Here is a 13,828-nt window from a genome sequence, read left to right as displayed (position 1 = left end):
CGGCGGCCCGTTGCATTGCGGCCCCGGTAAGGCTATAAATCCAAGACCTGCCAACGCCTAAACAAACAGGTTCCCATGGCTCGAAGAATCAGCATCTCGAACAAGCTCCTGCTTTGGTCCCTGCTTCTGGTGACCATCTTTTTCGTGACTTCGGGCTGGCTGATCCTGCGAGTTTCGGAAAACACCGCCGCGGCCGAAGACCTCGTGGCACGCAATCACGAAATCGGCGTCGCCGCAAGACAGATGGCCGAGCGGCTTGAAAGCGTACAGGAAAACATCCGGCGCTTCACCCTGCTCGGCGCGGAAGAAGCCGTGGACTACGTGGTCGAAGACATCGACCGCTTTGGCGAAATTCTGCGAGACACCCTCGACGAGCACCCGGAAATGAACGAGGAATGGGCCCCACTGACCGAAGAGTTTTCGATAACCATCGATCAGGAAGGCCCGCCGGACAAGGCGCTGGAACCCAATCCGACCATCCGCAAGTGGCTTGGCGTGCTCAACACCACGCTTGAACGCAACCGTTCGGAGATGCAACGACGCCTGCGCGAGCTGGAACGCTCCGGCAGGACGGCCATGCTTACCGGCATCTGGGGCCTCGTGGCCTGCTTCATCCTCGGCACCGGCGGCAGCCTCTTTCTTGCGTGGCGGCTCAACCGCAGCCTGAGGGAAATTCGCCGCGGCATCAGGGAGGTCCGCACCGGCGGGCTTCGTACACCCGTTCGCGTGGCCACGCGCGACGAGCTGGCCGAGCTTGGCTCCGCCTTCAACCGCATGGGGGCAAGGCTCAGGGCCGAAGAACGCATGCGGGCCGAGTTCGTCTCCATGCTCAGCCACGAAATCCGCACGCCACTGACCACCATCCGGGAATCTCTGAACATGATCCGCGAAGGCGTCTTCGGCGAGATCAACGAACGGCAGGCCAAGTTCATCGATATTTCCCAGCAGCAGGCGGGGAACCTGTCCGACCTGCTGGAAAAGCTCATGACCGTGTCCCGGCTGGAGTCCGGCAGGCTGACCATCTCCCCGGAGCCCACGGACGGGAGCGCCCTGCTGGAAGAAGTGGCCGAGAGCCTGCTCCCCGCCGCCAGTCAGGCAGGCATCGAGCTGGAGACGAGCGTCACCGCGCCCCGGCATCCGGTGCGCGCCGATGCCGGACGAATCCGACAGGTGCTGACCAACCTCGGCGACAACGCCGTGAAGTTCTCCCCCTCGGGTTCCCGCGTCGTATTGACCCTGACCCCCTCCAACGGCGGCGCGGAGTTCGCGGTACAGGATCACGGCCCGGGCATCCCGGAAGAGGAGCAGGATCTGGTTTTCGACAAATACTACCGCTCCGAGGGCGTCAGGGAGCAGAAGAACGGTGCGGGCCTCGGCCTTGCCATCTGCCGCAAGATCGTCGAGGCGCACGGCTCCACCCTGCATCTGCACTGCCCCGAGGGCGAAGGCTGCCGCTTCTCCTTCGTGCTGCCGCCCGCAATCAACGAACAGGAATAACGCATGAACGACACCCCGCTGATACTCGCCGTGGACGATGATGACGACATCCTCACCGTGCTCGAAGCCAGACTTCAGAGCGCCGGATACGAAGTGCTCACCGCCGACTGTGCCGAAACGGCCCTTGAGATGATCGCCGAGGAACCCGTGGACCTCATCGTCTCCGACGTGAAGATGCCCGGCATGGGCGGCAAGGGCCTGCTGCATGAAGTTTCTCACGGCTGGCCGCATATTCCGGTCATTCTCCTCACGGCATACGGCAACGTTCCCGAGGCCGTGGACACCCTCAAAAACGGGGCTGCGGACTACCTCACCAAACCATTCGACGGGCTGGAACTGGTCTCGCGCATCAAATCCGCCCTTGAGCAACGTCCGCCCAAAAGTCCGAAACCGTCGCGCCTGCCTCTGGAGGACTTCTGGGGGACCCAGAGCCCGGCCATGCAGGACTTCGTCTCCCGTCTGGAGCGGGTGGCCGCAGCCGACGTCAGCGTGATGCTGCTGGGCGAATCCGGCACCGGCAAGGAGCGCGCGGCGAGGCTCATCCACGACGGCAGCAAGCGGGCCGACGGCCCCTTCGTACCCGTGGACTGCGGCTCCACCCAGAGCTCACTGCTTGAGAGCGAACTTTTCGGCCATGTCCGCGGCGCCTTCACCAACGCGGTCAAGGATAAACGGGGACTCATCGAGGAAGCCGAAGGCGGCACGCTGTTTCTGGACGAGATCGGCAACATCTCGCCGGAAATGCAGACACGGCTGCTGCGCTTTCTTCAGGAACGGACGATCCGCCGCGTGGGCGACACCACCGAGCGCAAGGTGAACTGCCGGGTCATCGCCGCCACCAACGCGGACCTGCTGCGAATGGTTCACGAAGGCGAATTTCGCGAAGACCTCTACTTTCGCCTGCGGGTAGTCACGCTGGAGATTCCGCCGCTTCGCGAGCGCCCCGAAGACATCCCCGAACTGGCCGAACGATTCACCGCCATGTACAACGAGCGCATGGGACGTCCGACGGTCCGCCTCGGCTCCAAGACCCTTGAGAAGCTCCGCGTCCACCCGTGGCCGGGCAATATCCGCGAACTCATGCACGCCATTGAGGGCGGCCTCGTGTTCTGCGACGGCGAAACCCTGCTCCCGGAGCACGTTCAGCTCACTCCGCCGCCCGCCGACGACCGGAATTCCGGTCCGGAGCCGCTGTCTCTGGAAGAAAACGAGCGCCGCACGATCCTGCGCGCGCTGGATCAGTGCGGCTGGGTCAAGAAAAAGGCCGCGGAAAAGCTCGGCATCAGCCGTCGGGCCATCCATTACAAGATCAACAAATACGAACTCGCACCGGAGCGGGAAAGCTAAAATACCCCGCTTGCGGGGTCGTGCGCGATTGGTGTAATGGTACTATCCGCAGACACGTCCCTTCACGGCACGCCAAAGGAGCCTGAATGAGCAAACAGTCCGAAATCCTTCTCGAATCCGGAACCAACGAATTGGAAATCGTGGAGTTCTATCTCGACGAGGAACCCAAGACCGAAGGCGGCAAGCCCGTCCGGTTGTACTACGGCATCAACGTAGCAAAAGTTCTTGAAATCATTCGACTTCCGGAGCTTACCGAGATGCCCGAGATTTCGCACCCCTCGGTGCTCGGCGCATTCAACCTCCGCAACCAGATCATCCCGCTGATCGACCTTGCCGTCTGGCTCAAGAAGCCCCGTGCCGCCAGTGACGAACCCAAGGTCATCGTCACCGAGTTCAACCGGATGCGCAGTGCGTTCCTCGTTTCGGGCGTCACCCGGATTCACCGCATCAACTGGCGCGAGGTGGAGGCCCCCACCAAATACGTCTCCTCGCTCACGGCCAACTCCATCACCGGCGTGGTCAAGATGGACAACCGTATCGTGTTCATCCTCGACATGGAAAAAATCTGCGCCGACCTCAATCCCGAAGCCGACTTCCTGCGGGAGCCGGAAACCAAGGACGTCGAAGAAATCCAGAGCAAGCATTACAAGCTGCTGCTCGCGGACGACTCCAACATGGCCCGCAAGATGATCTCCGGCATCCTGAAGAAAGCCGGATATCAGGTCACAACGGTGGAAAACGGCGAGCAGGCATGGTCGCAGCTCGACAGGATGCGCAGGCAGGCCGCCGAGGAAGGACGCCCGGTCAAGGACTTCGTGGACGCGGTGGTCAGCGACATCGAGATGCCCGTCATGGACGGCCACAACCTGACCAAGCGCATCAAGGAAGACCCCGTGCTCAAGGAACTCCCCGTGGTGCTCTGCTCTTCCATCATCACCGAGACCCTCCAGCACAAGGGACAGGCGGTCGGCGCTGACGATCAGGTCTCCAAGGCCGAGCTTGGCAACCTCATCAGCTCTCTCAAGCGCTTCCTGCCCGTATAATCGCCCACGACAACCACCGGAGGGGACATGAAAAACAGAACCATCCAAAAATACTACTCGTTCCTCTCCAAGTCTTTTCCGGTCCTGTGCGCCACGGGCGGCCTGCGTTATCTGCCCGCCGCCCGCGACGCTGCCGGACGGTTCGACCTCCTTGAAGACTTTTCACCCAAGGCCCTCAGGAAAATCACGGAGAAAATCAGACGGTTCCGCGATGATTTCCGGGCCATGGCCACCCGCTCCGAAGGCTGGGACAAGGCCCGGGCCCGTGCTTTGGCCCTGAACGCCGACGGCCTGCTGCTGGAACTCACCGCCAACGAGCCATGGAAACGCTCCCCGGCGCTGTATCTCAAGACCGCATTCGACGGCATCCGCCACGCACTGGAAAAACCCTGCGATTCGCCACGCAAGCTCAACTCGCGTCTGGCCAAACGGCTCAAGGCGGTTCCGGGCCTGCTGGCCTGCTCGCAGGAGCACCTCGACGCGGTAACGACCGTCTCCCGGGCCACCGCCCAGACCATGACCCGCGACTGCGCACGCTATATCAACACCATCGCCACGGAACCCCCGTTTTCGTCGGAGCCAAAGCTCCGCAGCCTGCTCGACGGCTGTCTGGAAGCCCTTCGCGAATTCGACAGGTTCGTAAGCACTCGTCCGCAGGTGACGCAGGCGCAGGGACCGCCGCTTGAGGACGTCCTGCGCTACGGCCTCGGCACCGACGCATCGGTGGACGACATCCGCATCATCGCGAAAAAGCAGTGGCAGAAAAGCCTCGACACGCTGGATGAGATCGCCTCGGAGCATTTTCCCGGAAGGAACTGGCAGGATGTGCTGGCCGGCCTGGAGCCCGACGACATCCCGGACCCGCGCGAGGCCTTTGGCGAAAGCATGGAGGAACTGCGCGGAATACTCTCGGGCAAGGCGTTTCCCGGGATGCTCCGGGATCGCGGCCTCGAAGTCCGCACCCCGCCGCCCTATGCCATGTCTCTTTCCCTGACCGCGTTCTACGAGCCGCCCGGCACCCGCTCCGGGGATCCGGCCATACTTTTCGTTCATCCCGAGGCGTTTGCCGTGGCCGATCATGGCAAGACCAAGCACCGCCGAGCCGCGCTGGAATATCGCCACATCGCCGCGGGCCTGGGCTATCCCGGCAGTCATCTGCTGGAGACCGTCAAACTTTCGCTGGACGACCCCGTCCTCGGACAGGTCCGCAACCCGCTTTCCTCATGGGGATGGCGCACCTTTGCAGAGACCATCCCCGAGCGGCTGGGACTCATGGAAGATCCCGTCCAACGGCTTCTGCTGCATCGGCGTCTGCTCAGACGTGCCGCCAGCGCCTTCATCGAGACCTCGCTGCACAGCGAAAGTCTGGATCAGGACCACTGCGTGGCCATGCTCACGCAGGCCGGATACGGTAAGGAAGAATCGTTACGCGTGCTGCGCAACATGATGCTGGAACCGGGGGAACGCATCGCCTCGGTACTCGGTCGCTTTCAGCTCGAACGGCTGTACGAGCGATACGCCGACGGCGATCTGGCCTACTTTTGCAGAACTGTTCTGGAATGTGGGGAAGCCCCGTTCGATCTCGCCGAGGCAGCGCTTCGGACCGGGACGTTCAAGAGCGGCTAGGCAACGGAGCGGTTCAAGGCGCAGGCATTGCCCTGCACGAAGGATGACCCCTCGACCCCGAAACCATCGGCAAGCCTTTCGATGGCTTCCACGTTTTCCACGAAGAATTCCACCAGACGCATGTCGAGCTTTCCGCTCTCGGCCTCCAGCCGCAGGATGCGCACGGCTTCCTCGGTGGTCATGGCCGGTTTGTAATGACGCTCCTGCGTCACGGCATCGAACACGTCAACCACGGCCAGAAGTCTGCTTTGAAAGAGAATCTCGGAGCCGCGCAACCCGTCCGGATACCCGGAACCGTCAAGCCTTTCGTGATGCTGCCGGATGACGGTCAGCAGGTTCGGAAAGCCGCGCCCGAGCGGGATGTGATTCAGAATGCGCTCCGACTCCGCCGAGTGGCGCTCGATCTCGCTGCGCTCGGACTCGGTGAGGTTGCCGTAAGGCAGCGTCAGGCAGGCGCACTCGTCACCGTAAAGCAGCGGCAGTTCGCGGCTTTCGGTGCGTCGGCACATTTCACCCAGCTTTTCGACGAGTTCCAGCTGCTCGGCCGATGGTGTCATGGCCCGGTTCAGCTCTATCAGGCGCTTGAACATCTCTTCTCGATCAAAGTCGCCCTGTTCCTCGAAAAGCTCCATGCGCGTCCGGATGATGTCCATGGTCTTGGCAGGCAGCCGGGAATCCTTGGTCAGCACTTCCTCGCGGATGCCGATCTTGCCCACGTCGTGCAGGATTCCGGCGTAGTAGATCTCGCGAATCTCATGCTCTGCCAGCGCGATATCAGGGAAATCCCGGGTGTCACGGCCCACTTCCCTTGCAAAGGCAGCGGCCAGCTGCGCGACCCTGCGAGAATGGCCAGCCGTGAAGGGGTCCCGCGAGTCGATTGCCTCAGCGAGCGCTTGCAGCATGGCGTCCATGAGAATCTGGGTCTCCTCGAAGTGGAATGCGTTGCTCAAAGAGGTTCCCGCCACCGAGGCCATGGTAGCCAGATGCTTGCGGTGGGCAGCCTGAAATACACCTGCCTTTCCCGAAGCGAGGATAAGCATTCCCTCGCAACGGTTGGGCGAAACCAACGGCACGGCCATGAGGGAGTGTATCGAGGGCAGAGAAACGTCCCAGCGGTCGTCGTTGACGAGGTCGTTGACGATCTCCGGACGCGCCTTGCCGATAACGTCGCTGAAAAGCGTGGAGCCGCGAAGGGCTTCCAATTCCGCTCCGGACAACTTGCCGAAGGAACGCACTGCACCCTGATCGGCCTTGCCCGGATCGTTCAGAAAAACTGCGCAGGATTCCCCGGGAAGCGATTCGCGGCGGCACTCGTTGAGCAGCGCGCGCACCACGTCGTTGAGCCTGAGCGACGTGTTGAAGCGGGGAACGGAGCGATGGAGAAGCGCCAGCTCGCGGTACTTGTTCAGAGCTTCGTCCGCCAGTGAGCGGCGAGCCAGTTCCAGCTCCACGAGCTGTGTCAGGGAATGAAGTCCCAGTTCCAGTACGGAAGAGGCGTTCGACGCAGTGGCTGGGCCGGGTCGATACCGCAGAGTCAGCCCGGCAGGTTCTTCGGTTTGTAAGGTTGTTACCTTCGGATCGTCGGGGTCGGGAGGGGAAGCGCCGTCGGGCGATACGCACTGCGCGGTCCCGTTTCGGAACACCGCCAGCGTGCCGCCACCGAGGCTTTCAATCGTTTTGTCCAGCATCCGCCGCACGGGCACGGAACGCAGAAATTTGGCGATGTGCGTCATGCAGGCTCCCGGAATCAAACTCCGAGCATTTCCTTGGAAACCCCGAGAATTTCGTCGGGATCGAACGGCTTTGTCATGTAACGAACGGCGCCTAGCTCAAGGCCCTGTCGCCGGTCCACTTCCTGTCCCTTGGCGGTGAGCAGGACAATCTTGACGTTTTCCAGACCTTCCTCGCCCTGAACGGTGCGGCAAACCTCATAGCCGTTCATGCGAGGCATCATGATATCAAGGAAAACGAGGTCCGGACGATGGCTGCGGATCAGCTCCAGTCCTTCCTCTCCGTCCGACGCGGTAAACAGCTCCACGCCAAAGTCGTCCTCAAGCTCCTCGAGCGTCTGTTCGAGAAGCATTTTGATGTGGACTTCATCATCCACGATCAGAATCTTCTTGCCCATCATGAACCCCTTGAGTGATTACGGTGATCTTGCGAAAAACTGTAAAACAACTCCGGCGTTACGGCAAGCATCGCGGCACGGGAAAACAGGGGATCCTCGTGAATGGTCAAGGCAGCAGCAGAACACCGCCGGGCAGTGCTTCCAGCAGCGAAGCATCCAACTTGGAAACAGAGCTTTCCCGGAGAATCAGCAGCCCGGAGAAACCGGCCTCAATTCGACTGTGCATCTCCTGAACTCCGCAGGGTTCGATTTCAATACTGCACGGCGCATCCTCGGGCGGTTCGCCAACGCAAAGCGCGCGTACCGGCTCACCCGTGACGCCGAGCAAACACCCTACCGCCTGCAGAAACGATTCCGGTCGCAGCGGCTTGAGCATGGCCGCGTCGGCCCCGTGCGTTCCCTGCTCCACGCTCACCAGCAGGACCGGCGTGCCCGAGAGTTCCTCGGAATCCCGAAGCCTGCGGATAGCGTCATCGCCGCCCATGCCGGGCATGAGCAGGTCCATGGTGACGAGGTCGGGACGGACGTCGGTCACGATCTCCAGGGCTTCTTTCCCGTCCACGGCGCTGAACACCTGATATCCGGCCCCCTTGAGCAGTCCCACCATGAATTCACGCATGACGGGATCGTCATCCACCACGAGCACGGTCTTGTCTGCGGCCCCCTCGGTCTTTTCCGGCCGATGCCTGTCCGCAGGCGGCAGCATCACGGTCATGACCGTTCCCCGCCCGGGGCGCGACTCAGCCATGATCCGGCCGTCATAGTGCTCCACGATCTGTTTGGAGATGGTCAGCCCCAGCCCGGACCCGCCCGCAGCCACGCGAAGCGTATCGCCCTGCTCCGCCTGATGGAACTGGTCGAAGATGCGCTGGAGTTCGCTCTCGCTGATGCCCACGCCGGTGTCGCGCACCCTGATGAGGACGTATCCCTGCGCATCGGTTTCCGCCTCCACGCCTACCGAGCCCTTGCGAGTGAACTTGGCGGCGTTGTTGAGCAGGTTGATCAACACCTGAAGAATTCTGTCCTTGTCCGCATGGATTTTAGGAAGACCTTCCCTGATCTTCGGCGGCAGCAGCTCCACACCGCTTTTTGTCAAGAACTGCCCCGAGACCGCGTTCACGGCCCGGTTCACCAGATCAGGGACGTGCAGAAGCTCGTCCCGCCAGCGCATACGGCCGGACTCAATGCGACCAAGATCGAGCACGTCGTTAATGAGTCTCGTGAGGCGATCACCTTCAAGGTGAATCACGTCGAGGTTGGAAAGAATACGCTCGGACGCACGCTCCATGGGACGATCGCCCTCGGCCATGGGCTTGAAGCTACGCTCGAAGTCCTTGCGGATGAGCTTGGAAAACCCGAGCAGCGAGGTCAACGGCGTACGCAGTTCATGGGAAACCGAGGAGAGGAACTGGGACTTGAGCTGGTCCAGCTCCATGAGACGCTGGTTGGCCAGCCGCAGCTCACGTGCCTTGCGCACGAGATTCTGTGTTCGGTCGCGGATGGTGTCCTCAAGGTTTTCATTGAGCTCTGCCAACTCGTCGCGGGCCTGTCGCTGTTCCGTGATGTCCGCCACGATGCTGACCGTCTCGCCGGTCGGCGTCCGAACCTCGTTGACCCGCAGGGTCCGGCCATCCGCCAGTTCCTGCTCAAAGGGTCCCGTAGGATTTCGATGCTGCTCCACACGCTGGCGCAGCCACTCCTCCGGCCCTTCGTTCATGCCGGTATAGACCCCTGCCATGACGTTGGGGCGAACCACATCCACGAAATGTGTCCCCGGCAGAATGTGTTCGGCCTGCTCCAGATCAATTTCCCGGTACTTGGAATTGCAGAGCACGAGCCGGTCCTGATTGTCGAAGAGCGCAAACCCCTCGGACATGCTCTCAATGGCCTCAAGCAGCCGGTCACTGGCCCGCGCCGCCTCGTTCTCCAGTTCACGCACGAGTCCCTCGATGCGATCGGCCATGCTGTTGAAACTCCGGGCCAAATGCCCGATTTCGTCATCGGTGGTGCAGGACGCTCGCACGGAGAATTCGCCCCGCCGGAAGCTGTCCGCCGCACGGGTGAGGCCGGTGATCTTGTCCACGAAAGCATGTCGCAGCACACGGGCAAGAATCAGGGCCAGCAAAAAGGCAAAGCCCACGGCTGCCCAGAATTGATAACGAAGGGTCCTGATGTGCGAAATGATGCTCGCGCTGACCCGCTTCGCGTCTTCGGACATGAGCTCGACCAGCCTGAGCACGGCAGGCTCCATGGCAACGGCCTCCGCATCGAGCTGATCCACGCTCATGCGCAGCCTCTCGGAAACGCGACTGACCAGCAGCGCCCGCTCGATAAGAGTCTGCAACGACCTGCGGGCAAGCTTTCCCCGCGTGGTGTCGGGAGCGGAATCCCTGAGGACGCGAATCATCTCTATGGCGTCCAGCATCACCCTGCTGCGATGGGTCACGTAGAATTTTCCGAGGGTACGCTGGATGCGGTGGAACCGCCACATCTGATCGGGAGTTTCCAGCGCCTTGACCGCCACAGCGGCCTCCTGCACCGCGTGCCGGAGCTGCTCCATGAGCGGCTTGCGCCCTTCCCCCAGATCTTTGGTCATATTGACGGCACGGCGAAAGGTTTCCCGGTACCGGGTGGAGGCCGAAAGGATAAGGCCGGTGTCCGCCATCACCTGATTTCGCTGCGACTCGCTCAGACTTTGCGCCAACCTTCCGCGCAGGCGGTGTGCTGCGGCAGCTACCTCGTCGATCTGGTCGAAGCATTTTTGAGCAAAGCGTTCCCGCGACTTTCTCACCCCCAGTTCAGGAGCGTAGAGAAAGAAGTTTTTCTCAGCCTGCCTCGCCTGCTGCAAAGAGTTGCCCAGCTCAAGAGAAAGCCGCTGAGAGAGCATGCTCTCCTCAACGACGCCCTCTGCATGACGCTGAATGGTGTGCAGCATCATCAGGCCGGATATTGCCATGAAGCCGAGCAGCATCACCATGCAGCCGAGCGCAATGCCCAGCTTCACGGAAACACTGAACCCGTTCCACTTGTTCATTATATGTCGTATCATGCTATGCGTCCCGCACGGACCCGATGAAGATCCAACGCCCGCGCGCCTTCGGAGTAGCTGATCGCCTCGTGAAAATCCAGTCTTTCGGCTCAAAATTGGTTAGAAAAAGACGCCGCTCAACCATTTCCTTCGCAACCCGGAGCACCCCGTTTCGCGGAGAAAGGGTTGCCGCGCGCCCGGGTCTTGCAAAGCGCCCTGAGGTGACGTAATTCAGGACCATCGACACAACGGGAGGGCCCGCCCTCCCTTTTCATTATAAGGAGACTCACCCACCATGTGCGGAATCGCCAGTTTTCTCAGCAACAACAGATGGCGTGATGAAATATCCAGCGACTGGCTCGACGGCGTGGCCGACGCGGTTGAAGCGGCGGCTAACGGCGAGCTTGAACAGGCGCAGCAGCCCCTTGAGACTCTCGCATCCCGTTTTCAGGACCTTATGTCTTTCGCGCTCCACATGGAGCTTGTGTCCAAGGCGGAGCGGCTGGCGCTTATGGAAAAGCTTCGCGACGGCATGCGCACCCTGCGCGACCGCACCGCCCGCAAGCTCGCCGCAGGACCGCGTACCGACGAGCTTGAAGCGCTGCTCGAAAAGCTGGAAGACTACCTCTGGCAGGTCAACGAGGAAGTCCTCGCCAACCTCGGACGCGTCCGGGCCATCATGCCCGAGCCGATTGCACAGGACGCTTCCCTGCGCGACAGGCACTATCTGGCATGGGGCACCGAGCAGGTGCTTGAGAGCATTGACAAGCTGGAAGTGCGCGGACGCGACTCCGCCGGCATTGCGGTCACCGTGCTGCTCCCTGCAGGCCGGGACCCCGAGGCCGGTCTCACCGATGACGAACTCAAGGAACTCTCCGAACGAATCAACATCTGCAACGCGGACACGCGTCAGGTCATCGTTCGTCCCCTTGAAGACGGCCGCACCGTCTGCCGCTTCCTCTACAAGGTGGCGCAGCTCGTGGGCCAGCTCGGTGACAACGGCGCTGCATTGCGCGAATTCATCCGCACCGACAGCCTGCTGTGGAAGATGAGCGAAGGCATGACCGGCCTGAACATCATCGCCCATACCCGCTGGGCCTCCAACGGCATCATCTCCGTCCCCAACTGCCACCCGGTGGACGGACTGGTGGAGGGCGACGTCTCCACCGGGCTGGAGAAGACCATGTTCGTACTCAACGGCGACGTGGACAACTACCGCGCCCTCGTGGAACAGAGCGTGGCCGCCAAGGGCGCCGCCATTCCGCAGCACATCAGCACCGACGCCAAGATCCTGCCCGTGCTTTTTCACCTCGACGCCCCCGAGGGAGCCGACGCCGAAAGCCGGTTCCGCAACGTGCTCACGCGCTCCGAAGGCTCGCTGGCGGTCGTCATGCAGGACATGAACCTGCCCGAATGCCAGTTCCTCGCCCAGAAAGGCAGCGGGCAGAGCTTTTACGTGGGAAGCACCCTCGACGGCTGGATCGTGGCCTCCGAAGCATACGGACTCGCCGCGCGCTGCCGCAGCTCCTATCCCATGACAGCCTCCGGCTCCGCAGGAGCCAGCGTCACGCTCCGCACGGACGATCCCGCGGACTCCGTGCCGCAGGCGCGTCCGCTGGACGACCAGCCCGCCATCGACCTGCAACCCGAGGTGATCCAGATTTTCTCCCGCGATATCTTCCGTGGTGAGTTCAGCCATTACATCGAAAAAGAAGTGCACGAAGCCTCCGATTCCGTGCGGAACACCCTTGTTGGCAAGTACCTGCGCGAAGAGCGCGCGGTCCGCTTCCTCCCCGAAGGCTTCGGCAACGGTCCGGCGCTGGCGAAGCGGCTTCAGGACAGGGAGCGCCCCATCAAGCGCATCGTGGCCGTCGGTCAGGGAACCGCCGCCGTGGCAGCCATGGGCGTGGCCCAGCTCATGCGGCGCGCACTGGGCAAATCCGACATCAAGGTCGAGAGCTACGTCGGCTCCGAACTCATCGGCTTCATGGCCGGTGAGCGCATGGACGACATGCTGCTGATCCCGGTCTCCCAGTCCGGCACCACCACCGACACCAACCGCGTGGTGGACATCTGCCGCGAAGCCGGAGCATGGGTCAACGCCATCGTCAACCGCCGCAACTCGCCGCTGGTGCGCAAGTCCGACTCGCACATCTACACCTCCAACGGTCGCGACGTGGAAATGGCAGTGGCCTCCACCAAGGCCTTCTACTCCCAGATCGCCGCAGGCAAGCTGCTCGCCATGTGGATCGGCGACCAGCTCGGCACCATGAGCAGCGACATGCTCGCAGACGACATGGACGCCCTCGAATCCCTGCCCGACAAGATTGACGCAGTGCTCGCCAACAAGGACATCATCACCTCGGTTGCCGAACAGTACGCGCCACGCTACCGCTACTGGGCGGTGGTCGGCAACGGCCCCAACCGCATTGCGGCGGAAGAGGTGCGCATCAAGCTCTCCGAGCTGTGCTACAAATCCATCCCCTGCGACGTCACCGAAGACAAGAAACACATCGACCTTTCCACCGAACCCCTGACCATGGTCATGGCCAACGACCTGCCCGAAATGGTGGTCTCGGACACGGTGAAGGAAACCACCATCTTCAAGGCGCACAACGGACGACCCCTCGTCATCTGCACCGAGGACGAAGACCGCTTCGACAACGCCGCCGAACAGACCCTCAAGACTCCGCGCGTTGGCGGCGGACTCGACTTCGTCCTCGCCACCGTTGTCGGCCACTGGTGGGGCATCGCCGCCGCCAAGGCCATCGACGAACAGGCCACCCCTTTCCGCGAAGCCCGCATGGTCCTCGGCGACATGATAGAAAATCCCGAGACATGGGATCGCGACAGGCTGCTCACCAGCCTCAACACGGCCCTCGACCGTACCGCGTCCGGCATGACCGACTCCGCCCTGCCCGCACGCGTCGCAGCCTCCCTCGCCAACTACATGCTCTGGCTCGCCACCCAACCCGGCGGCGTCAGCGTGGAAGAAGCGAGACTCGACACCATCCTCAACGCCCTCAACAAGGCTATCGAGGAAATGACCCGCCCCATCGACACCATCAGGCATCAGGCCAAAACCGTAACAGTGGGCATCTCCCGACCGAACGGCTAGTAGCTTGTGGCTGAGTAATAAAGTTTTTAAGTGAGTAATAA

Annotated in this window: 8 protein-coding genes; 5 read left to right on the top strand and 3 right to left on the bottom strand. The window is 61.9% G+C overall.

Features of this window, described 5'->3' with window-relative positions; translation table 11 throughout:
* Positions 1–75 precede the first annotated feature (75 nt).
* From B149_RS0102780 to B149_RS0102765, 4 genes are all read left to right on the top strand, one after another.
* Positions 76–1,497 (top strand): sensor histidine kinase, encoded by a 1,422-nt coding sequence (locus tag B149_RS0102780; RefSeq protein WP_018123638.1) that lies wholly within the window; start codon positions 76–78, stop codon positions 1,495–1,497.
* Between the two features lie 3 nt (positions 1,498–1,500).
* Positions 1,501–2,844 carry a sigma-54-dependent transcriptional regulator gene (locus B149_RS0102775; protein ID WP_018123637.1) on the top strand — a complete coding sequence of 448 codons (1,344 nt, stop codon included), beginning with the start codon at positions 1,501–1,503 and terminating at the stop codon, positions 2,842–2,844.
* Between the two features lie 86 nt (positions 2,845–2,930).
* Positions 2,931–3,887, top strand: a complete 957-nt coding sequence (locus tag B149_RS0102770; RefSeq protein WP_018123636.1) for a chemotaxis protein — start codon at positions 2,931–2,933, stop codon at positions 3,885–3,887.
* Between the two features lie 27 nt (positions 3,888–3,914).
* On the top strand, positions 3,915–5,513 hold the full coding sequence (locus tag B149_RS0102765) for a DUF885 family protein (RefSeq protein WP_018123635.1): 1,599 nt from the start codon (positions 3,915–3,917) through the stop codon (positions 5,511–5,513).
* On the opposite strand, the gene B149_RS0102760 is transcribed toward B149_RS0102765, so the two are convergent.
* The 3 genes from B149_RS0102760 to B149_RS17710 all read right to left on the bottom strand — a co-directional run bounded on the left by B149_RS0102760 (position 5,510) and on the right by B149_RS17710 (position 10,690).
* The gene (locus B149_RS0102760) at positions 5,510–7,246 is read right to left on the bottom strand and encodes an HD domain-containing phosphohydrolase (RefSeq protein WP_018123634.1); all 1,737 of its coding nucleotides are present in this window, start codon (positions 7,244–7,246) and stop codon (positions 5,510–5,512) included. The genes B149_RS0102765 and B149_RS0102760 overlap by 4 nt on opposite strands.
* Before the next feature lie 14 nt (positions 7,247–7,260).
* The gene (locus B149_RS0102755) at positions 7,261–7,641 is read right to left on the bottom strand and encodes a response regulator transcription factor (RefSeq protein ID WP_018123633.1); all 381 of its coding nucleotides are present in this window, start codon (positions 7,639–7,641) and stop codon (positions 7,261–7,263) included.
* 106 nt (positions 7,642–7,747) lie between these two features.
* The gene (locus B149_RS17710) at positions 7,748–10,690 is read right to left on the bottom strand and encodes an ATP-binding protein (RefSeq protein ID WP_083909130.1); all 2,943 of its coding nucleotides are present in this window, start codon (positions 10,688–10,690) and stop codon (positions 7,748–7,750) included.
* 274 nt (positions 10,691–10,964) lie between these two features.
* Here B149_RS17710 and B149_RS0102745 point away from each other — a divergent pair, with 274 nt between their 5' ends.
* Positions 10,965–13,787, top strand: coding sequence for an SIS domain-containing protein (locus B149_RS0102745; protein ID WP_018123631.1), 2,823 nt, complete (start codon positions 10,965–10,967; stop codon positions 13,785–13,787).
* The last annotated feature ends 41 nt before the right edge of the window (positions 13,788–13,828 follow it).

The organism is Desulfovibrio oxyclinae DSM 11498, assembly GCF_000375485.1.
GTDB lineage: Bacteria > Desulfobacterota > Desulfovibrionia > Desulfovibrionales > Desulfovibrionaceae > Pseudodesulfovibrio > Pseudodesulfovibrio oxyclinae.
This window is presented reverse-complemented; position numbering and strand designations above follow the sequence as displayed.